20 protein-coding genes, 1 tRNA gene and 1 riboswitch are annotated in these 21,472 nt (G+C 71.4%); of the genes, 10 read left to right on the forward strand and 11 right to left on the reverse strand.

Features of this window, described 5'->3' with window-relative positions; translation table 11 throughout:
* From VFZ70_08910 to VFZ70_08920, 3 genes are all read left to right on the forward strand, one after another.
* Nucleotides 1-1,082, forward strand: a 1,082-nt coding sequence (locus tag VFZ70_08910) for a S8/S53 family peptidase (GenBank protein HEX6255916.1), incomplete at its 5' end; no start/stop codon positions are given.
* A gap of 679 nt (nt 1,083-1,761) precedes the next feature.
* Nucleotides 1,762-1,835, forward strand: a tRNA-Lys gene (locus tag VFZ70_08915).
* Between the two features lie 6 nt (nt 1,836-1,841).
* Entirely contained in the window at nt 1,842-2,552 is a 711-nt protein-coding gene (locus VFZ70_08920) for an SOS response-associated peptidase (GenBank protein ID HEX6255917.1), read from the forward strand.
* A 10-nt stretch (nt 2,553-2,562) separates the two neighbouring features.
* Here the strand turns inward: VFZ70_08920 and VFZ70_08925 are convergent, their stop codons facing one another.
* Genes VFZ70_08925 through VFZ70_08940 form a run of 4 tightly spaced genes read right to left on the reverse strand, consistent with a single transcriptional unit; the run spans nt 2,563 to nt 7,180 of the window.
* On the reverse strand, nt 2,563-3,375 hold the full coding sequence (locus tag VFZ70_08925) for a DUF1206 domain-containing protein (GenBank protein HEX6255918.1): 813 nt from the start codon (nt 3,373-3,375) through the stop codon (nt 2,563-2,565).
* 11 nt (nt 3,376-3,386) lie between these two features.
* Complete coding sequence (locus tag VFZ70_08930) at nt 3,387-4,136, reverse strand: GNAT family N-acetyltransferase (protein ID HEX6255919.1); 750 nt, start codon at nt 4,134-4,136, stop codon at nt 3,387-3,389.
* Between the two features lies 1 nt (nt 4,137).
* A complete protein-coding gene (locus tag VFZ70_08935) occupies nt 4,138-5,265 on the reverse strand; it encodes an FAD-dependent oxidoreductase (GenBank protein ID HEX6255920.1) in 1,128 nt (375 codons plus the stop codon).
* The gene (locus VFZ70_08940) at nt 5,258-7,180 is read right to left on the reverse strand and encodes a S9 family peptidase (GenBank protein HEX6255921.1); all 1,923 of its coding nucleotides are present in this window, start codon (nt 7,178-7,180) and stop codon (nt 5,258-5,260) included. The genes VFZ70_08935 and VFZ70_08940 overlap by 8 nt, the downstream gene beginning before the upstream one ends.
* Before the next feature lie 47 nt (nt 7,181-7,227).
* On the opposite strand from VFZ70_08940, the gene VFZ70_08945 reads away from it, so the two are divergent.
* On the forward strand, nt 7,228-8,196 hold the full coding sequence (locus tag VFZ70_08945; protein ID HEX6255922.1) for a threo-3-hydroxy-L-aspartate ammonia-lyase: 969 nt from the start codon (nt 7,228-7,230) through the stop codon (nt 8,194-8,196).
* A gap of 119 nt (nt 8,197-8,315) precedes the next feature.
* On the opposite strand, the gene VFZ70_08950 is transcribed toward VFZ70_08945, so the two are convergent.
* From VFZ70_08950 to galE, 7 genes are all read right to left on the reverse strand, one after another.
* Nucleotides 8,316-8,519: a cold shock domain-containing protein gene (locus VFZ70_08950; protein HEX6255923.1), complete on the reverse strand. Its 204-nt coding sequence runs from the start codon at nt 8,517-8,519 to the stop codon at nt 8,316-8,318.
* 71 nt (nt 8,520-8,590) lie between these two features.
* Nucleotides 8,591-10,408 carry a phospho-sugar mutase gene (locus VFZ70_08955; GenBank protein ID HEX6255924.1) on the reverse strand — a complete coding sequence of 606 codons (1,818 nt, stop codon included), beginning with the start codon at nt 10,406-10,408 and terminating at the stop codon, nt 8,591-8,593.
* Complete coding sequence (locus tag VFZ70_08960) at nt 10,405-11,163, reverse strand: phosphoglyceromutase (GenBank protein HEX6255925.1); 759 nt, start codon at nt 11,161-11,163, stop codon at nt 10,405-10,407. The genes VFZ70_08955 and VFZ70_08960 overlap by 4 nt, the downstream gene beginning before the upstream one ends.
* Nucleotides 11,164-11,220: 57 nt before the next feature.
* Nucleotides 11,221-12,666, reverse strand: coding sequence for a trehalose-6-phosphate synthase (locus VFZ70_08965; GenBank protein HEX6255926.1), 1,446 nt, complete (start codon nt 12,664-12,666; stop codon nt 11,221-11,223).
* Between the two features lie 2 nt (nt 12,667-12,668).
* Nucleotides 12,669-13,481 carry a trehalose-phosphatase gene (gene otsB / locus VFZ70_08970; GenBank protein ID HEX6255927.1) on the reverse strand — a complete coding sequence of 271 codons (813 nt, stop codon included), beginning with the start codon at nt 13,479-13,481 and terminating at the stop codon, nt 12,669-12,671.
* Between the two features lie 56 nt (nt 13,482-13,537).
* Complete coding sequence (nadE, locus tag VFZ70_08975) at nt 13,538-15,340, reverse strand: NAD(+) synthase (protein ID HEX6255928.1); 1,803 nt, start codon at nt 15,338-15,340, stop codon at nt 13,538-13,540.
* A 66-nt stretch (nt 15,341-15,406) separates the two neighbouring features.
* Nucleotides 15,407-16,375: a UDP-glucose 4-epimerase GalE gene (gene galE / locus VFZ70_08980; protein HEX6255929.1), complete on the reverse strand. Its 969-nt coding sequence runs from the start codon at nt 16,373-16,375 to the stop codon at nt 15,407-15,409.
* Between the two features lie 124 nt (nt 16,376-16,499).
* Nucleotides 16,500-16,608, forward strand: a riboswitch (TPP riboswitch).
* 195 nt (nt 16,609-16,803) lie between these two features.
* Between galE and VFZ70_08985 the strand changes: the two genes are divergently transcribed.
* The 6 genes from VFZ70_08985 (at nt 16,804) to VFZ70_09010 (ending at nt 21,411) form a co-directional block, all read left to right on the forward strand.
* Nucleotides 16,804-17,151, forward strand: a complete 348-nt coding sequence (locus VFZ70_08985) for a hydroxyethylthiazole kinase (GenBank protein HEX6255930.1) — start codon at nt 16,804-16,806, stop codon at nt 17,149-17,151.
* A 2-nt stretch (nt 17,152-17,153) separates the two neighbouring features.
* A complete protein-coding gene (gene thiE / locus VFZ70_08990; protein HEX6255931.1) occupies nt 17,154-17,795 on the forward strand; it encodes a thiamine phosphate synthase in 642 nt (213 codons plus the stop codon).
* Nucleotides 17,792-18,610: a bifunctional hydroxymethylpyrimidine kinase/phosphomethylpyrimidine kinase gene (gene thiD / locus VFZ70_08995; GenBank protein ID HEX6255932.1), complete on the forward strand. Its 819-nt coding sequence runs from the start codon at nt 17,792-17,794 to the stop codon at nt 18,608-18,610. The genes thiE and thiD overlap by 4 nt, the downstream gene beginning before the upstream one ends.
* Nucleotides 18,604-19,269: a thiaminase II gene (gene tenA, locus VFZ70_09000; protein HEX6255933.1), complete on the forward strand. Its 666-nt coding sequence runs from the start codon at nt 18,604-18,606 to the stop codon at nt 19,267-19,269. Before thiD ends, tenA begins: the two co-directional genes overlap by 7 nt.
* Nucleotides 19,266-20,087 carry a hypothetical protein gene (locus VFZ70_09005; protein ID HEX6255934.1) on the forward strand — a complete coding sequence of 274 codons (822 nt, stop codon included), beginning with the start codon at nt 19,266-19,268 and terminating at the stop codon, nt 20,085-20,087. The genes tenA and VFZ70_09005 overlap by 4 nt, the downstream gene beginning before the upstream one ends.
* Nucleotides 20,088-20,274: 187 nt before the next feature.
* On the forward strand, nt 20,275-21,411 hold the full coding sequence (locus VFZ70_09010; protein HEX6255935.1) for an ATP-dependent DNA ligase: 1,137 nt from the start codon (nt 20,275-20,277) through the stop codon (nt 21,409-21,411).
* Nucleotides 21,412-21,472: the final 61 nt, after the last annotated feature.

A 21,472-nucleotide genomic window follows, 5' to 3' on the forward strand; every position in this document is an offset into this window, starting at 1 on the left:
TCGACGTCGCCGACTTCGACGTAGAAGACGTCTGCGGCACCATTCAGAGGGTCCTTCTACCTGACGATGTCGACATCAACGACGCGGTGGACCAGCTGAAGGGTCAAGACATCACCGCGAGCGCCAACACCGCGGCGATGATGGGTGGCACGGCAAAGGGAGGTGCGACCCCGAAATCCACGACCGATGGTGTCGACGCACAGGTGAAGGCACCCGAGCACCAAGGCACGGGCCCACTCGTCATCGTGATCGACTCCGGCATCGATGACGCAGCCAAGACTCGCGGCGATGGATGGGTCACGTTCGTCGCACCACACCGCGGAGTGCAGGACGTCGATCCGTTGGACGTCCTGGACAGGCGAGGGAGGGTCAGGGCTGACGGCCGATTGGATCTCGCGGCGGGCCACGGCACATTCGTCGCCGGCCTCATCAGTCAGATCGAACCCGATGCTGAGATCGTGATGATCAGAGCGATCGCCACCGACGGCGTGTGCACCGAGGACCAAGTTGCGGAGGCACTCTGTCGCGCCGCGGCGGAGTTCGATATCCGTCAACTTGACCGCGGCGTGGTGAACCTGTCGCTCGGATTGCAGAGCGTCGACGACGAAGAACCTCCGATCCTTCGAGCGGCACTTGACCTGTTGCCCGACAACGTGATCGTGGTCGCCGCCGCAGGCAACGAACGGACAGGAGTAGAACTGTGGCCCGCCGCCTCAGAGCGGGTGTGCGGCGTGGCCTCGCTCACGGATCAGGGCACGGCGTCCGAGTGGTCGAACCGCGGGCCCTGGGTCAACTTCTCCGCTCGAGGCGAAGGGATCATCAGTACCTTCATCGAAGGCAGAGAGACTGCAGCGCTCGAGAACGACCCCGGCAGTCCATTCGACAAGCGCCCCGACACCTACGGGGCTCCAGACCCACTCGCGATATGGTCCGGCACATCGTTCGCCACACCGCAGGTGTCGGCGCAACTAGCGACCATTCTAAGGAACAACCCGGGCTTCACACGCGCTGATGCGATACAGCACCTTCACCAAAAGGGCACCCCGCTGCAGAACTTCGGAACCCGCGTACCGGTGTTCTGAACTCGTCCACAGCGGACGGCGTCTCCGGACACCGAGCCGTCGGTGTTGTCCAGCCTCGCTGCATGCGCCCCGCACCGCCGCGCGCCCTGCTCGACCGGATCGAGCGGTGGGCGGCGCTGTCGCGGTGGGAACGCGCCGAGGTCGGGCGGGCCCTGCGCCGGCCCGGGTGGTCGTACGGGGAGATCCGGGCGGTCATCGACGTGCCGGAGGCGACGTTGGCGGGATGGTGTCGCGACATCACGCTGCGGCCAGAGCAGATCGCGGCGATCGAGCGACGCGCTGACACGCGCCGAGGTGTTCCGCGCGACACCCAGCGCAAGCGGCGCCTCAAGATCGCGCGCATCGAGGCCGACGCGCGCGAGTTCGCCGCCGCGCACCTGCACGACCCGCTCTTCGCCGCCGGCACCACGCTCTGTCCCTCCACCTGCATGAGGGCAACGACGACGCGACGGCACGACGATGGTGGGCCGACCGGCTCGGTCTGGAGGACGCCGAGTACACGAAGACGTTCATCAAGCCGGCTGGTACAGGTCACCGCAGGAACCACCTCGCTCACGGCGTGTGCAAGGTGCGTATGCGACGGCGCGCAGACGCATGGGTCGGGACGATGGCGTGGATCGATGTGCTGAGGAAGGCGCTCGCGCCGGACAGCGGCGCGACACCCTGATACGCTTCTCGCGGGTCGCTAGCTCAATTTGGCAGAGCATCCGGCTCTTAACCGGAGGGTTGTGGGTTCGAGTCCCACGCGGCCTACTTCTCATGTGTGGACGGTTCGTCGCAGCGTCAGATCCCGATGACCTCGTCGCCCTGTTCGACGTCGACGAGCGGCGGACGGACGACGTGCCGGCCAGCTGGAACGTCGCCCCGACGATGCCGGTGCATGCGATCTCGGAGCATCGGGACCGGCGGTACCTCGTCAGCTTCCGGTGGGGCCTGGTGCCGACGTGGTCGGACGATCCCAAGGTCGGGTCGCGCATGATCAACGCGCGGGTCGAGTCGGTCGCCGACAAGCCGGCGTTCCGCACCGCGCTCGAACGTCGACGCTGCATCATCCCGGCCGACGGCTTCTACGAGTGGCACACCGACCAGGGCGTCAAGACCGCCTACTACATCCACCGCACCGACGGCCGGCCGTTGGCGTTCGCGGGGCTGTGGGAGGGCTGGAAGGCGCCGGACGACACCTGGTTGCGCACCTGCGCGATCATCACCGGCGAGGCCGACGAGCGGCTGTCCGCACTGCACCCGCGGATGCCCATCGTGCTGGCGCCCGAGACCTGGGACCCGTGGCTGGACCGTGACGAGCGTCGTCGCGACACCGCGGTCGGGCTGCTGTCACACCGCGACACGCAGACGCTGACGTGGCACGCCGTCGGCTCCGAGGTCAACAACGTGCGCAACGACCACCCGGAGCTCATCACCGCGCTGGCGGCCGACAGCGATCACCGCGTCGGACAACCTCGCCTGGGCTGACCCTCGCGGATCACTCGTCGAGGTAGCGCGCGCGGACGATCGAGAAGGCGCCGAACATGAACAGGCCCAGCGCGACGGCGGTCAGTATCCAGGGACCACCGGTGGTCTGTGACAACTCCTGCAGCGCCGCGTCCAGACCCTGCGCTTGTGACGGGTCGAACGTGACGGCCGCGCGCGTCACGAAGATGCCGATCAGCGCGTAGGTGATGGCGCGCGCGGTGTAGCCGGCGATCCCCATCCGCTCGTACCAGATGCGCTCGGTCGGGCTCAGCTCGTGCTGGCGGAGGTCCTCCATGAAATCGGTCGTGAATGCCTTGTACGCGTGGTAGATGCTGACGCCGATGAGGATCAGGCCGACGAGCCCGATCAGGAACACACCGCCGGGCACGTCCTTCATGATTGTCGCCGTCAGCGCCTGGCTGCTGCTCCCGCCTCCGCCACCGCTGCCGAACGCGACGCTGAACGCCGTGAAGGCCAGCCCGACGTAGACGACCGCACGCACCAGGTAGCTGGCGCGAATGACCTTGTCCTTGACCTCGCTGTCGCCGTCCTCGTCGCCCTCCTCCAGGAAGAACTGCGCCCCGCGCCACGCCGCGTAGGCGAGCAGGCCGAGCCCGACGAGCGTCACCAGCACGGTGCCACCAGGTTGCTGCGCGAGAGTCCGCAGCGCACCGGACTGTGACGCCTGCTGGCTGCTCGCGTCGCCGAACGCCACCTGGATGGCGAGGATGCCGATCAGGCAGTAGAGGACGCCGCGGGCGATCAGGCCCGCCTGCGCGAGCCGGTGTCGCTTGCTGCGCGACGTGGACAGGCTTGCGGTCATCGATGTACCGATCAGTCAGAGGTCGTGCGACGCGGCGACGGCCGGGGATCGCCGGCACGCCCGCGCCGGTCCAGGAAATGGTCCAGCCACTCGTGCAACGTGCGCCGCCCGTCGTCCTCGGTGTCGTCGTCCTCCGACATCCACACCGGCGGCGCCGTCGTGCGCATCGCGGGCAGATCTTTCCCCGTGACGGCGCGAAAAACCTTCTCTGCCGACGATCTGGTCCGACCGACCGGCACGGGACCCAGGTCCACGTCGATCTGGTGGACGCCGTCCTGGCGGGCACGCCTCGTGGGACCCAGACGGTCGAGCACGGACAGCATCGGCCGGTTGTCACCGAGCACGTAGGCGCGGAACACGTCGATGTCGCGCGCGCGGGCCGCTCCGGCCAGCACCCGCAACAGCACAGTGCCGAGTCCCCGGCCCTGATAGGCGTCGAGCACCGTCACCGCCGCCTCGGCGACGTGCGGCTCGTCGTTCAGCCGGATGAACCGGGCGACGCCGATGCCAGGCTCGTCCGGGTCGTCGAGGTCCATCGCCACCCACGCGACGTGATCGGACTGGTCGACCTGCGTCAGATAGTCGAGCTGCGCGTCGCTGAGCTCCTCGATGGCCGAGTGGAACCGCAGGTACCGCGACCGGGTCGACAGCTTGTCGAACCCCTCGACGAACTGCGCGCGGTCGCCGGGCGCGACCTGGCGGATGCGCACACGTGTGCCGTCGCGCAGTGTCGTCTCGATCGGTGCCTCGGTCGCTGCCATGTCACCCCCGATGTCCGGCGGTCCGCAGCGTCCCGGCTGCGGTCCTGCCGTCCAGACCGAACCGCGGGTCTGGCGGCCGTGTGCCGTCCAACACGTCTGCGATGTAGGCCCCCAGCGCGGGGCCGTGCTTGTAGGCGTGCCCGGAACCGCCGCCCGCCACCCACGTCCCATCGTCGTCCAACGGAGCGATCACGAACTCGGTGTCGACGGTCGTCGTGTACTGGCAGGTCCGTGTTCCGGCCAGGGCCGCGTCCGCGAGCGCCGGGAAGCGGTGCGCGAGGATCGTCCGTGCGGCCGCGATGTGGCCCTCCAGTGGCAGCCGGTCACCCGCGTCCGGATCGAACGGAGGCCCCTGCCGGTCCGACGACGCCTTGAACCCGTGCCCGTCGAGATCGCCGGTGCCGTACGCGCCACCGGCGAAGTCGACCCACGCGGGCACGCGGTCGGCGCGCCACGCCGGGTCCGCGTGGAACCAGCAGACGTCCTGCTGCGTCACCGCCAACCGCAGGCGGTCGCCGATGACCGCCGGCAGCCACGGCCCGCACGCCCAGACCACCCGGTCGGCGCGCAGCACGTCGCCCCCCGCGAAGACGCCCTCGTCGACGCGACGGGCCACCACACCCTCCCGCAGGCTGGCGCCGAGCTCGACCGCACGCCGTGCCATCGATCGCACGCCCACACGCGCGCGCAGCACGCCGGCCAGCGGCTCCCACAGGCCGAACGCCAGGTCGTCGGTGCGGACCGACGGGTACAGCTCCGCGACGTCGGCCGGGCTGACGCGTTCGACCGGGATGTCCTGCGCTGTCAACTCCGCCAGACTGTCCGACTCCCAGCCCGTTGCATCGCGCGCGAACCACACCAGTCCCGTCTCGACGAGCACCTCGACGCCGGTCTCTTCCTGCAGCCGACGCCATTCCTCCCGTCCGGCCCACGCAAGCGCCGTGTACCACGGCTCCGCCCCGTGGCTGTAGCGCAGCAGTCGCGACTCCCCACCTGACGACGCGCCGGCGTGACCCACCATGGCCCGCTCGAGCAGGGTCACCTGCCAGCCCCTGCGGGTCAGCGCGAGCGCGGTCGCTGCGCCGAAGATCCCGGCGCCGACCACGACGGCGGTCGGATGGTCAGCCATGGTCGTGGACCTCCACTGAATCGATCTGGTCCGCGGGCGCGAACCCCCAGACGCGCGCGTAGAACGCCAGCTCGACCTCGATCGCCCGCCGGATCGACCCGGCGCGGCGGAACCCGTGCTGCTCGCCGGGGAACGTCACGTACGCGTACGGCGTCCCGGTCGCTTCGAGGCCTTCAACCATCCGTTCCGCCTGCGACGGCGGAACGATCTGGTCCTCCTCCCCCTGCAGGAGCAGCAGTGGCGCGGTGATCGCATCGACGTGCTCGATCGGCGCCCGCTCCGACCACGCGCTTGGATCGTCGCCGACCAGGCCGTCGATGTAGCGCGACTCGAACTTGTGCGTCTCGGCGACCAGCAGCCGCAGGTCGCTGACGCCGAACGCGGAGACCCCCGCGGTGAAGTCATCCCGCGTCGTGAGCGCGACCAGCGTCGTGTACCCACCGGCGCTGCCGCCGCGGATGGCCACGCGCGCCGGGTCGGCGTGGCCGTTGTCGACCAGCCACCGCGCCACGCGCACACAGTCCGCGACGTCCACGATGCCCCACGCGCCCTTCAGCTGCTCGCGGTACGCCCGCCCGTAGCCGGTGGATCCGCCGTAGTTCGGGGCGACCACCGCGAACCCGCGCGAGGTCCAGAACTGCAGTCTGAGCCGTAGATCGCGCATGATCTGTCCCGTGGGCCCGCCGTGCACGTCGACGAGCAGCGGGGGCGGATCTGCCGGCGCGACGACGTCGGGATTGGTCGGCGGCCACAGCACCGCGTACACCGGGCGCCCGTCCTCGTCCGCGATCGACACGTGCTGCGGCCGGGACAGGTGAGCCGGATGGACGCCCACGTCGGCGCCGCCGGCGACCACGCGTCCGGTGTCCTCGCACGGCCGCCAGCGACGGACCTGCGGGAGGCTGGTCTCGGTCCCCGCGACGACCGCCACCTCGCCGTCCGCGGCGACAGGTGGTGGATCGCACAGCAACGGTGTCAGCGGCGTCTCGTCGAGCCGCCCCGACGTCGTGTCGAGCACGTGCAGCCGCAGCGCCGCGTCGCGGTTGACCAGGCACGCGATCCGGTCCGAGTCGAGGAACGCGTACATTGCCTCCCCGAGGAACCACAGTGGAAGACCGAGCTCGGCCTGCTCGTGTGTGAGTTGTTCCCGGGCACCGTCCGCGGTCATCCGGTACAGGTTCCACCACCCGTCGACGTCGGCGACGAAGTGCAGGATCCCGTCCGGGCTCCACGCCGGCTGGAACACCGCCCCGGCATCATCGACCAGGACGCGGGTCCCGGTGACACGCCCGCCATCGAGCGCGCCGGTCGACAGGACGGTGTGGTCCCATGGCATCGCCGGATGGTCCCACGACAGCCAGGCGAGCGTGGTGCCGTCCGGGCTGATCCGCGGCGCGGCGTAGAAGTCGCTGCCGGACACCAGCACCGTCGGGTCGGCCCCGCCGTCGCCGGGGAACGCGACGATCTCGTTGAGCACCGCGCCGTCGACATGCCGCTCGCGCACCGCGGTCATCCACGTGCCGTCGGGGGCGACGTGGAGATCGGCGTAGCGGACCGACCGTTCGGACGGCGGCGGCGGCGTCACCGGCTCAACTACGCCATCGGGTGACCATCGCCACACCCGCTGGTCGTCGAGGTTGCAGTACCAGACGATCCCGTCGCGCACCACGTACGCCGCCCCGCCGTACTCGTGCACCAGCGTGCGGACGTCATGGTCGGTCGGCGTGTGCTCGGTGACGATGCCGTCGGCGCCGACCGAGCACACGACGCCGCGACCCTGCTGACGCGGACGCTGCTCGTGCCAGTAGACCCGTCCACTGTCGAGCGCGGGCCACCCGGGACGATCGACCGCCCCCGCCACCACCTCCGCCGAGATCGGCGACGCCCACGAGCCGTACGGTTCCGTCGCTGTCATCGCGCTCCTGACCATCGCGTTGCCACCGGGCCACTAGCATCGCGCAGATGGATCCCTCCCCTCTGCACCTCTCCGACGTCGAGCGCGCCGCCACGGTGCTCGACGGCGTTGCCCACCGCACACCCGTGCTGACCAGCGCAACGCTCGACGACCGCGTCGGCGCCACGGTGCTGGCCAAGGCCGAGTGCTTCCAGCGGGTCGGTGCGTTCAAGTTCCGCGGTGCCTACCACGCGATCAGCCGCCTGACGCCCGAGCAGCGCGCGCGGGGTGTCGCGGCGTACTCCTCGGGCAACCACGCGCAGGCCGTCGCCCTGGCGGCCAGGCTGCTCGGCGCCCATGCGACCATACTGATGCCGGAGGACGCGCCGGCGCTCAAGCTCGCCGCCACCCGGGGGTACGGCGCCGAGATCGTCACGTACGACCGCTACCGCCAGGAGCGCACGACACTCGGCGGGGCACTCGCGGACGAGCGTGGCTTCACGCTGATCCCACCGTTCGACCACCTCGACGTCATGGCAGGCCAGGGCACCGTCGCGCTCGAGCTCTTCGAGCAGGCGGCACCGCTCGACACGCTCGTCGTGTGCGTCGGCGGTGGAGGGCTGATCTCGGGCTGCGCGACCGTCGCGAAGGCGCAGGACCAGCCGGTCCGGGTGGTCGGTGTCGAGCCCGCCGCAGGCGACGACGTCGCCCGCTCGCTGGCGGCGGGGCGGATCGTCGAGATCGCGACGCCCCGCACGATCGCCGACGGTCAGCAGACCACAGCACCGGGGACGCTGACGTTCGCGGTCATGCGCGAACGCGTCGACGACGTCGTGCTCGTCACCGACGAGCAGATCGTCGACGCGATGCGCTTCGCATTCGAGCGACTCAAGGTCGTCCTCGAGCCGAGCGGCGCCTGCGGACTGGCGGCGCTGCTGGCCGGCCTGGTCGATGTCACCGGACAGCGCGTCGGTGTTGTCCTGTCGGGCGGCAACATCGGGGTGGACCGGTTCGTGACCCTGATGCGCGACGACTGAACGCCGCGAGACGGCAGCGCCGGGGCCCGTCGGTCCCTGACATGCGACACGCCCCGCCATCGGCGGGGCGTGTGACGACGACCGGTGCCAGCCGACCGTCGTGCAGAAGTGAACGCCGACTAGCCCGGAGTCACGTTGCTCGCCTGAGGCCCCTTCGGACCCTCCGTCACCTCGAACTGCACGCGCTGGCCCTCTTCGAGGGACTTGTAGCCGCGCATCTGGATGGCGGAGAAGTGCACGAACAGGTCAGACCCACCGCCCTCAGGGGTGATGAAGCCGTAGCCCTTGTCGGCGTTGAACCACTTGACGGTACCTGCTGGCATGCTCTTGCCTATCACACGATGAAGCGGCGCTCCGCCCGTGGGTGGAACACCGCACAGTTACCCGAACCACCTTAGCGCGCTGGCTCCGCAGCCTCCGCTGGAGCCGGATCCAGGCCCGTGGCCGCGTACAGATCGTCGACGACGGCGTCGAGGCGCCGCGCCGCCCGTCGACGCGCCTCGTCCACCGCACCGTCGACGTGCTCGACGACCTCGACGTAGAACTTCAGCTTCGGCTCGGTGCCGCTCGGTCGCACCTGCATGCGCGACCCGTCGTCCAGCGTCAGCGCCACCATGCGCGTCGGCGGGAGGTCGATCGTGGAGATGTCGCCCCCGCGGTGCCACCGGCGGCCACGTTCGAAGTCGCTCACCGTCGTGACTGCGGCGCCTGCCAGTGCGTCCGGGGGATCCTCGCGCAGTTGCGTGAGCACCCGCGCCGCCACGTCGTCGCCGGGACCGAAGCGCACGTACGTCTGCGCCTTCGCGTGCACGCCGTGGCGCCGGGCCATGTCGTCGAGCCGGTCGGTCAGCCGGCGGCCCCGCGCGCGCTCCCGCGCGGCGCAGTCCGCGAGCACCAGGCCCGCCGACATGCCGTCCTTGTCGCGCACGGCATCGCCGATCATGACGCCGAGTGCCTCCTCGTAGCCGAGCACGAAACGCCGACCGGCGCGGGTCGCGCGTTCCGCGGCGTCGGCCAGCCACTTGAACCCCGTCAGCGTCTCGGCGTAGCCGACGCCGTGCGCGTCGGCGATGCGTTCGAGCATCTGTGACGACACGACGGTCGTGGCGACGAGCCGTTCGCCGCCACCGGGCGTCTGCTCCAGCAGGAAGTCGGCGAGCAGGCAGCCGATCTCGTCCCCGGTGAGCAGACGCCACCCGTCGTCGGGCACCGCCGCGGCGATGCGGTCGCCGTCCGGGTCGTTGGCCAGCACCAGATCGGCGTCGCGGTCACGGGCCAGCGCCAGCGCGGCGTCCAGCGCGCCGCGTTCCTCGGGGTTGGGGAACGCCAGCGTCGGAAAGTCGGGGTCGGGTGCGAACTGCACGTCCACGACCGCGACCCGGGTGAACCCGGCGTGGGACAGCAACGCGACCATGGGCTCGCCGGCCACGCCGTGCAACGGGGTGTACACGATCGACAGCCCACCGGGATCGGGCGTGGGAGCATGCGGTGGCAGCAGGCGACACGCGGCGGTGCGGTAGCCATCCACCAGATCGTCGGGGAGCGCGCGGCCCGCGGGCGCCCGATCGAGGTCGGTGGGCACCGCCGTGGCCTCGATGGCGTACGCGATGCGGTCCGCGACGGCAGGGGTGATCTGCCCTCCACCCCGCCAATACACCTTGTAGCCGTTGTCGTCAGCCGGGTTGTGGCTCGCGGTGATCTGGACGCCGGCAGCGGCTCCGAGCAACCGCGCCGCGTACGCGAGCAGCGGCGTCGGCACCGGATCGGCCCACCAACGTACGTCGAAGCCGGCCGACGCCAGCACCGCGACCGCGTCGCGTGCGAACGCCTCGGACCCGTGGCGTGCGTCCCTGCCGACCACCACGATCGTCGATGCCGGATCGTTGTCGACGGCCAGACAGGCGGCGACCCCGGCGGTCGCCTCGCGGACGACCACCCGGTTCATGCGCATCGGCCCGGCCCCCAGCGACCCGCGCAGCCCGGCCGTGCCGAACTCGAGCCGTCCAGCGAAACGCTCCTCGAGCTCAGGCCCACCCGCCGCGATCAGCCGCTCGAGCTCGGCGCGCGTCCCAGGATCGGGGTCGGCCTCCAGCCAGGCCCGCGCCCGCGCGCGTGTGTCACGCGCGACCTCGCCCGGACCGGCCGGGTGAGGGCGAACGGAGCGAGCGGGTCGGCGGGGATCTGCATGGTCCTCGGCGGCGGGTCCTGTCACGCCGAGCCTCCCGCCCGGGCCTGCGCCGCGACCGCCGCCGTCGCGGCGGCGACCTCGCCGGGATCGCCGAGGTAGGTAGCCGAACGCACCGACAGGTCGTCGTCCGCGAGGTCGTAGACGCGCGGCACGCCGGTCGGGATGTTCAACGCGGCGATGTCGTCGTCGGAGATGTGCTCCAGGTGCTTGACCAGCGCCCGCAGGCTGTTGCCGTGGGCGGCCACGAGCACCGTGTGCCCCGCGCGCAGGTCCGGTATCAACGCGTCGTACCAGTACGGCATCATGCGGTCGATCACGTCGGCGAGGCACTCCGAGACCGGCACGATCTCCGGCGTCAGCATCGCGTACCGCGGATCGTCGGACTGGTCGAACTGCGACCCCTGCTCGATCGGTGGTGGGGGCACGTCGAAGCTCCGCCGCCACAGGTGCACCTGCTCGTTGCCGTGGCGCTCGGCGGTCTGCACCTTGTTCAGCCCCTGCAGGGCCCCGTAGTGGCGCTCGTTGAGGCGCCACGACCGCTTGACCGGGATCCACTGCCTTCCACACGCGTCGAGCGCGATCCATGCGGTGCGGATCGCGCGGATCAGCACCGACGTGTGGCACACGGTCGGCAGGACACCGGCGTCCGCGAGCGCGCGGCCACCGCGCTCGGCCTCGACCACGCCCTCGTCGCTGAGGTCGACATCGACCCAGCCCGTGAACAGGTTGTCATCGTTCCACGTCGACCGGCCGTGCCTGAGCAGCACCAACGTCGCCACCGGGTCACGCCTCCTTCTCGTCCCAACCAACGCCGGCGCCACAGGGCGCGGCGGTCGTCAGCGCACGCGGACCACGGAGTGCAAGCGTGCCCGCTGCGCGGCGAACCAGTCCTGAGGACTGCCCCGCAGCGAGGCCTCCCGCAGGGCCGCGGCCCGGCCGGCGCGCTCGACAGCCGACATCGTCAACGCATGCTGCAGCGCCTCGACCTGCGACTCGACGTCGTAGGGATTGACGAGCAGGGCGTCATCACCCATCGCCGTCGCCGCGCCCGCGGAACGGGAGAGCACGATCACTCCGTTCGCGCGGTTCAGCACCGCCCCCTCCTTGGCGACCAGGTTCGTACCGTCGATGACCGGATTCGTGAGCATCACGTCGTACCGGCGGAACGCCGCGAGCAGGCGCGGGTAGTCGCTGCCGACGGCGAACTCGAGCACGTGCTCGCCGAAACGCTCCCGGATGCGGTCCGCAGCCTCCTGACAGGCCTCCAGGTACTGGACGTACTCGGGCACGTCCTGGCGGGACGGGTTGAGCAGCGCGACGTGCCAGACCCGATCGCGGTGCTCGGGGTGGCGCTCGAGCAGCTGCTCGAACGCCAGCAGGCCACGCAGGATGTTCTTCGACAGATCGGTCCGGTCGGCCCGGAGCAGCAGCTTGCGTCCGTCGGCCTGCGCCTCGAGGTCCTCGCCGGCGGCGGCGACCTCCTCCCGCTCGGCCGCCGCCTCGAGCGCATCGGCGTCGACGCCGAGGACGAAGTCGGCCACCGTGGTCGTCTTGTCCTCCAGCGTGACCCGATCGCCGTTGACCTCTGCGCCGCACAGGTCGACGACGCACCGCCGGAACGCCTCGGACCACTGCGGCGACGAGAACGCGACGACGTCACTGGCCAGCAGCCCGTTCAGGATGCCGCGCGAGACGGGGTCCGGGAGCATCCGCAGGTACTCCGGCCCCACCCACGGGGTGTGCACATAGTGCAGCATGCCGGCCTCGGGCAGCTTGGACCGGATCGACGGTCCCGCGGTGAACAGGTGGTAGTCCTGCAGGTGGATCTCGCTGCGGTCGTCGGCGGTGCCGGCGACCGCCTCGGCCACCGCTTCGTTGACCGCGGTGTAGCCGTGGTACCACGCGTCACTCCAGTCAGTGCCGCTGGGCTCGTAGGGCGCGCCCCACAGCTCGTGCAGGGTGAACCACAGCAACCGGTTCGACACGACGTTGTAGTGCGGATCGAGGCGGTCACCGACGTCGAGCAACCGCAGGCGGAAGGTGCCCCGGTCGGTGTCGGCCTCGAAGGCCTCACCATCGTGTGCTTCGGCGACCTCGCGGTCGACGTCGTCGAGCGCCAGCGAGATCCACGTGTTGTCGCCCCCCACCATCGCATCGCCCAGGGCCGAGACCAGCCCGCCGGCTCCGCGCTCGGCGACCAGGTCATCGCCGTCGCGCTCCCAACTCACCGGACCCCGGTTGCTGGCAACGACGAGATGGGCATCGGACTCATCGGCATGCATCGTCAGGCCTTCGTCGAGAAGTCACGCAGCAGGCGCAGCAGATCTGCGGTCTGCCCGGGATCATCGAGTCGCACGTGGGCCGCGGTCTCGCGCTCCTCGGCCCCGGCGACGACCACGCCGACGCCGGTCTCCGCGATCACGGCGAACGCGTCCTCGTCGGTCAGGTCATCGCCGACGTACACGGGTGGATGCGTGTCGACGGACAGGTCGAGCACGTCGGCGAGCCGCAGCACCGCTCGCCCCTTGTCCCAGTCGATGTCCGGTCGCAGTTCGCGGATGTCGCGCCCGCCTGTGACGCGCAGGCCGTCGCTGTCGCCGGCGACCGCGTCGACGGCCTCGTGCGCGGTGCGCTCCGAGGCGTCGTCCGCCTCGCGGGTGTGGATCGCGATCGCGTACCGCTTGCGCTCGACCCGGACCCGTTCCGCGGCGGCGAGCTCGTCGCGCAGCCGCTCCTCGGCGGCGTCGAGCGCGTCGAGGTGTTCCTCGCCCTTGCGCTCGCGACCACCGTCGGGCAGCAGCATGTCGAATCCGTGGCTTCCGGCATAGGCCAGGCCGGTCACATCGACCATACCCCTGACGTCGGCCAGGTCGCGACCGCTGATGATCGCGACCGGCAGGACCTCGACGAGATCGATCAGGGCGGCCCGCGTCGCGTCGTCGAGCGTCGCCGCCGCGGGATCATCGACGATCGGCGTCAGCACGCCGTCGTAGTCGAGGAACACCGTCGGGGTCCGGCCATCGAGACGTTGCCGCCACACGGACGGTGAGGTGAGCGCATGGGGAAGGCTGGAGATCGACGAGCCGTGCTCGGACATCAGACCACTGGTGCCCGCTGCGTCACATCACAAACGTCGCGGGCGTCGCGCGGCCCTCAGACGGGCTCGTGGGCCAGTGGGGCGTCGGTGCCGGACGCAGGCCCCTCCTCGGCGGGCCCGGTCTCGCCCGCGCCGGCGTTCGCGACCTCCCCCGTGACAACGAACCGCGGTCGCCACGCCTGGGCGATCGGCACGCGACGGTCGTTGCCGAACGCGCGGCCGGTGATGCGCACGCCGGTCGGCGCGAGGCGGCGGTAGAGCTCGGTGTTCATCACCTGGCGGGCCACCCACTCGATGTGGGCACGATCGGCGACGTGGGCGGGGATCTCCTCCAGCGCCTGCATGCGTTCGACGTACCGCTCGAGCACATCGTCGATCACCTGCCACGCCAGGTCGGGCGTGTGGTCGGCCCGCTCGACGGTCACGGTCTTGGCGAGCACCTGCTCGGGGATCACCGTCCCGATGCCGTTGCGATGGTGGGCGAGCTCGGCAACCAACGTCTTGGGACAGTCCGCCAGCGGCGCGAAGTGACCGACCAGGTCGCCGCCGTGCACGGCGGAACCGATCGACAGCTCCGACTTGTTGCCGGTCGCCAGCAGCAGCCGCTCACCCTCGTCGGCGACCGCCCACAGCGCGGCCGCGCGCGTCCGCAGCACCAGGCGCTCCTCGGCGCGGTCGTCGAGCGCGTCCAGGTTGCGCCCGACCGCACGGGCCAGGCCGTCGACCACCGCGACCAGATCGATGTCGACGAGCTGCGCTCCGAGCAGCCTGGCCACCGCCCGCGCGTCCTCGACGTCGGCCGCCGCCGTGCGGCGAGCCGGGGCGGCCACGCAGATGACGTTCCCGCCGCCGAGCGCGTCGACGGCGATGGCGGCGGTGACCGCCGACTCGGTGCCGCCGTTCAGCCCGACGACCGCCTCGGTGAAGCCGTTGCGGCGCACGTAGTCACGCGTGCCGACCACCAGGGCCTGCCACACCTGGGCGAGCGGATCGGCGGGCTCGGCCGGCGTCGGCGCCGCGGGCGGCTCGCGGTGCGGCAGCGGACGCGTGTGGATCGTCATCGCATCGGCCACGGTGCGGCGTGGGGCAGGCAGCACGAGGTCCACGACGGCGCGGTCGACGGTGAACTGCGGCGCCCGGTAGCACAGCTCGCCGGTACCGTCGACGACCAGGGATCCGCCGTCGAACACCAGGTTGTCGACGCCGCCGTAGCTGTTGACGTAGACGACGGGGACACCGTTGCGGCGTGCGACCTGCCGCACGAGGCCGAGGCGGCGCTGGTCCTTGCCACGGTCGAACGGTGAGGCGTTGGGCAGCAGCAGGACCTGCGCGCCTGCCGCCGACTGGGCCTCCGGCGGTCCGTCACCGGACCACGCGTCCTCGCAGATCGCGATGCCGACGATCACGTCGCCCAGCCGCCACACCCGGTCGGGATTGGTGCCCGCGGCGAACACCCGTTGCTCGTTGAACACGCCGTACGTCGGCAGCAGGACCTTGTCGTAGTAGCCGCGCACCTCGCCGTCGTGCAGCACCGCGGCGGTGATGGTGCGGTCGCGCGTCATGGTGTCGTCGTGGCGCTGCAGCGGCACGCGTCGGACGGTGCTCGTGACGACCGCCGTCCGTCCGCTGCGCGCCGCGAGCTGCGCCAGCGCCGTCTCGGCGTCGGCGAGGAACCCGGCGTGGGTCACCAGGTCGTCCAGGGGATATCCGGTCAGCGCCAGCTCGGGCAGCACGAGCACGTCGGCGTCGCGGTCCTCGGCCCAGCTGATCGCGTCGCCGATGTTCGACACGTTGGCGGCGAAGTCGCCGATGCGGTTCTCGATCTGGGCGATCGCGACCCGCAGCACGTGGTCCGTCATGTGCACCGACCTCTCCGACCGCCGCGCGATCGATGTGAAGGGCAGCGATCGTGCCGTGGGGACGCCTCACTCCAGGTTCCACCGTCGACGGTGCCACCGCCAGGCCGACGCGACGATCTCACGAAGGTCGGCGTGGCGTGGCTGCCAGTTCAGGACCTCGCCCGCCCTGGCCGACGACGCGACCAGGGTCGCGGGATCACCCTCGCGCCGCGGCGCCTCGACGGCGGGGATCCGATGTCCGGTCACCTCGCGCGCCACCTCGATGACCTCACGCACGCTGAAGCCGTCGCCGTTGCCCAGGTTGCACACCAGCAGACCGGGCTCGTCGACCTGCTCGACCGCCTTGACGTGGGCGTCGGCGAGATCGCTGACGTGGATGTAGTCGCGCACGCACGTGCCGTCGGGCGTGGCGTAATCGGTGCCGAAGATCTTGATCTCGGCACGTCGACCGGCCGCCACCCGCAGCACGAGCGGGATGAGGTGGGTCTCGGGGTCGTGGTCCTCGCCGCGCTCGTCGGTTGCGCCCGACGCGTTGAAGTAGCGCAGCGCGACCCCGCGCATCCCGCGCAGCCGGGCCAGCCACGCCAGCGCGCGCTCGATCAGCAGCTTGCTCTCACCGTACGCGTTGGTCGGCTGCGTGGCGTCGTCTTCGGAGATCGGCACGCGTTCGGGGTCGCCGTACACAGCCGCGGTCGACGACAGCACGAACCGGTCGACGCCGGCGGCGGTCAGCGCCTGCAACAGCCGCAGCGTGCCGGCCGTGTTGTTGCCGAAGAAGTCCTCGGGGCGCCGCATCGACTCGCCGGCCTCGATCGACGCCGCGAAGTGGACGCAGGCGTCGACGTCGTCCAGGACGTCGCGGTAGCCGGCGGGCTCCGCGACGTCGGCGTTGACCACGACGACCCCCTCGGGCACCAGCTCGGCGTGGCCGCTGCGCAGGTCGTCGACCACGACCACGTCGTGGCCGTGCGCGCGCAGCTGCGCGACGGTCACGGAGCCGATGTAGCCGGCTCCGCCGGTCACGAGCACACGCATGACAGACCCTTCCACCGAGATGCCGCCGCAGTTCGTCGCCGTGGTTCTAGCAGGTCACCGACCGTCCGGGCGTGCGTTGCCCCGGTGTCTCCGAGGTCCTACGCTCGCAGGTGCGGCACGCTGCGCGCGACCGCCGGGGAGCTGGTGGACCAGCTGAGAGGAGGCAGCACGATGCCTCGACCCGCAGACCTGATCTGGATAATGCCAGCGTAGGGAGCATGTGATGACGCCCACCACGTCGACCAGGATCACCGCCGATGGCGTCTGGGCCGACGTCCGCGCCGTCCGTCAGCAGCGACCACTGGTGCACAACATCACCAACTACGTCGTGATGAACAGCACCGCGAACGCGTTGCTCGCGATCGGCGCCTCCCCGGTCATGGCCCACGCGGTCGAGGAGGTGGCCGACATGGCCGCGCTGGCGGCCGATGCCGCCGCGGCGCTCGTCGACCAGGACCGGCGCGGTCGTGGTCGTGACCGGAGCGACGGATCTCGTGGTGTCCGCCGCCGGCACGGTGGTCATCGGCAACGGCCACCCGTTGATGGCGCGGGTGACCGGCCTCGGGTGCACCGCCTCCGCACTGTGCGGGGCGTTCGCAGCCGTCCAGCCTGACCCGATGCTCGCCGCGGCGCATGCCACGGCCGTCAGCGGCATCGTGGGTGAGCTGGCCGCGGCTGAGGCACACGGTCCCGGCACGCTGCAGTTGCACCTGCTGGACCGCCTCCACGACCTCGACGGCACCCGGATCGGCACGCACCTGCGGGTCGGCGACTGATCGTGCGCGGCCTGTACCTGGTCACCGATCCCGACCTGATCGGCGACCGCGACCTCGTCGATGTCGTCATGGCCGCGGTCGACGGCGGCGCGACGTGTGTCCAGCTGCGCGACAAGCGGGCGACGACACGTCAGCTCGTCGAGATCGGCGAGCGCCTGCGCGCCGTGCTCGCGCCCCGCGGCGTCCCGCTGGTGATCAACGACCGTGTCGACGTCGCACTCGCGGTCGGCGCGGACGGCGTGCACGTCGGCAGGGACGATATGGATCCCGTGACCGCACGCGCGCTGCTCGGGCCCGAGGCGATCGTCGGGCTGTCGGTCGAGTCGCCCGCCGACGTCGAGCGCGCAGAGGACCTCGCCGTCGACTACCTCGGGGTCAGCCCCGTCTTCGACACGCCGACCAAGCCCGACACGCTGGACGCGTGGGGGCTCGACGGTCTGGCCCGCGTGCGCCGGCAGTCGCACCACACCATCGTCGCCATCGGCGGGATCGACCGTGACACGGTGGCCGACGTCGCCGCCGCGGGCGCCGACGCGGTCGCGGTCGTGTCGGCCGTCTGCGCGGCCGTCGATCCGCGGGCGGCGGCCGCGGAACTGGTCACACGGTTCTCCGAGGCGGCACGACGCGTTGGCGGGCCACGGTGAGCCGCTACCACCGCGCCCTGACGATCGCCGGCTCCGACAGCGGCGGCGGCGCCGGCGTCCAGGCCGACCTCAAGACCTTCTCGGCGCTGGGCTGCTACGGCACGTCGGTGCTGACCGCGTTGACGGCACAGAACACCGTGGCCGTGACCGCCGTCGAACCGGTGCCGCCCGCGTTCGTGACCGCGCAGCTCGATGCCGTGCTCGACGACATCGGCACCGACGCCACCAAGATCGGCATGGCGGCGTCAGCGCCGGTGATCGAGGTGGTCGCCGACGGCCTGCGGCGCCACGACACCGGCCCGGTCGTGCTCGACCCCGTCATGGTCGCGGCCAGCGGCGCCAGGTTGCTCGCCGACGACGCGGTGGCGGCCATGCGGGAACTGCTGCTGCCACTGGCGACCGTGGTCACGCCGAACCTGCCCGAAGCCTCGGCCCTGCTGGGCGGCGGCGACGTCGCGACGGTCGCCGACATGGAGCACGCCGCGCGCGAGCTGGGTGCGCTCGGCCCGACGACGGTGCTCGTCAAGGGTGGCCACCTCGAAAGCGACCGCAGCGTCGACGTCAGCTACGACTCCACCTCCGACGAGACGCGCCGCCTCGACGCACCGCGGATCGAGACCGCCAACACGCACGGCACCGGCTGCACGCTGTCGTCGGCCATCGCCGCGCTGCTGGCGCGGGGCGCGACGCTCGAGGGGGCGATCGACGGCGGCAAGTCGTACCTGACCGACGCGCTGGCCGCCGGCGCCGACCGTCGGCTGGGCAACGGCACCGGGCCGGTGCACCACTTCGCGCGGCTGTGGCGCACGTGCTGACATCACCACGGTCGTTCACGACCGAGCTGTGGACGGCGGCCGCGCCGATCTACGACGCCATCGTCGCGCTGCCGTTCAACGTCGAGCTCGCCCGCGGCACGCTGGAGCGCGACCGGTTCAGGTTCTACATCTTCCAGGACTCGCTGTACCTCGCGGACTTCGCGCGGGCGCTGGCCGTCACCGGCGCACGCGCCGGCACCTCCGCGCACGTGCTCGACTTCCTGCGCTTCGCCGAGGGCGCCATGGTCGTCGAGCAGGCGCTGCACGCGTCGTACTTCGCCGAGCTCGGCGTGCCCGAGGGCATCGACCAGTCACCGACCTGCGCCTTCTACACCAACTTCCTGCTGGCCACGGCGTCACACCGCGGCGTCGAGGAGGCCGTCGCCGGCCTCCTGCCATGCTTCTGGATCTACCGCGAGGTCGGCAACGCGATCCACGCCGCGGCGGCGGCCGACAACCCCTACCGGCGGTGGATCGACACCTACGCAGGCGACGACTTCTCCGCGTCGGTCGACCGCGCGATCGCGATCACCGACGACGTCGCTGCGGATGCCAGTGAGGCGTCCCGCACACGCATGCGGGACGCCTACGTGACATCGAGCCGTCTCGAGTGGATGTTCTGGGACAGTGCGTACCGCATGGAGCGCTGGGGGCCGTGACGACGTCCGTGGCGTTGGCGGTGCTCGACTTCTCGGGCACTTTGAGCCCTGGCGCCGCCGGGTTCGCCGCCGACGACCGGATCGCCGCCGAGCTGCGACGCAGCGGCCTCGCGGCGCTCGGGTTCGCCGATCCGGCGGACTTCTGGCACGTGCTCGTGAACCCCACGTGGGAGCGCGGAAGCACATCCCGGATCGGCTACGTGACCGTCCTGACGGACGCCGCGGCCGCACACCTGGGTCGGCGCGGCGACGGCGTCGACCGGGTGGCCATCGCCCGGGCGGTCCGACGGTTCGCCGACCGGTACCTGACGGCATCGGCGATCGCGCACCCCTGGCACCGCTGGCTGCGACAGCTCGACGCGCTCACCGACGTGCGCGTGGTGGTCGCGACCGACCACTACGCGGAGGCGACCGACCGCATCGTCGACGAGCTCTCCGCGGCCGGCGTGACCGCGTCGTCGATCGCCGCGACCGCCCACGACGACGGCGGCACCACCACGCTGGTCGCCAACTCCGCCGATCTGGGGCATCACAAGCAGGATCGCCACTTCTGGGAGATCGTGGCACGCACGGTGGGGCCCGTCTGCCGCCTGGCGGTCGCAGACGACTTCGGCGCCGCGGAACCGGGTGCGGACGCCTACGCGCAGGACGAGCGCGTGGGCCAACGGCGGGCGACGACGACCGCGCTGCTGGCCGCCGTGTTCGACGCCGACGTGACCACGGTCCGGTGCGCGCCGACGGATGCTGCCGACGCAACGACGGTCGACCGGGCCGGCCGTGCCCTGCTGGCGGCGCTCACGGAGCCCGACACCCGATAGGCTCCCCGCTCGTGTCACACCGACTGGCGCGTGCAGGCCGCCGTACCTCGCGGCGGTCGCCCGGATCCCTGTGGGCGTCGCGCGACGACGGCACACCGCTCGGCCGCGCCGGTGCGTGCCACGTGCGGACCCGCCGGCGCCGCGCCGCTGGCGCCGCCGGGTGGACGTCCGGACTAGCATGCGTCCCGTGCCCGGACGCCGCGACGGGCCTGCCGACCATCCGGACGCGATGCGCGACGATCATGGAGCGACGACCACCATGCAGCTGCCGGTGATGCCCCCGATCTCGCCGATGCTGGCCAGGAACGCGGCGAAGCTGCCGACCGACGACGGATGGATCTTCGAGCCGAAGTGGGACGGCTTCCGCTGCCTGGTCTTCCGTGACGGCGACGAGGTCGAGCTGTGGTCACGCCACGGTCGACCGTTCAACCGCTACTTCCCTGAGCTTGCGGACCCGCTCCGCGCACAGCTGCCGGACCGGATCGTCCTCGACGGCGAGCTCGTGGTGCCCGACGGTGATGGGCTGAGCTTCGACCTGCTCGGCCAGCGCATCCATCCCGCCGAGTCCCGCGTCTCCATGCTGGCCGAGGCGACGCCGGCGCGGTTCGTCGCGTTCGACCTGCTGGCCCTCGGCGACGAGGATCTGCGCGCCACGCCGTTCGGCGAACGGCGCGAGCGTCTCGAACAGGTGCTGGCCGACGCCACCCCGCCGCTGCACCTGACGCCCGCGACCCGCGACCACGAGCTCGCCGCCGACTGGTTCGAGCGCTTCGAGGGGGCCGGCGTCGACGGCATCATCGCCAAGCCGGTCGAGGACCCCTACATCGAGGGCGCGCGCGCCCAGCGGAAGCTGAAGCACCAGCGCACCGCCGACGTGGTCGTTGCCGGCATGCGCTGGCACAAGAGCGGCGACGGCGTCGGATCGATGTTGCTCGGGCTCTGGCGTGACGGGCACCTGCAGCACATCGGCGTGGCATCGTCGTTCTCGGCCAGGCGCAGGGTGGAACTGGTCGACGAACTGGCCGACCTGCGGCTCGACGACCTGTCCGAGCACCCGTGGGCCGCGTGGTCCGACGAGGCCGCCCACGAGTCCCAGCGGCTCCCGGGCGCACCGTCGCGGTGGTCGGGCCAACGCGACTCAGGGTGGGTGCCGCTGCGCATCGCGCGGGTCGCCGAGGTCGGCTTCAACCAGCTGACAGACGGTCGCCTGCGCCATCCGGCCAAGTTCGTACGGTGGCGCCCCGACAAGCCGCCGGAGGACTGCACCTACGAGCAGCTCGAGGTCGCGCCGCCCGCCGAGCTCGACCATGTCTTCGGCGCCTGACCTGACCCGACGCCGGGACGCCACACGCGACCCCCGACGCCGCACCCGGCAGGCACGGCCA

It is taken from the genome of Euzebyales bacterium (genome assembly GCA_036374135.1).
GTDB lineage: Bacteria > Actinomycetota > Nitriliruptoria > Euzebyales > JAHELV01 > JAHELV01.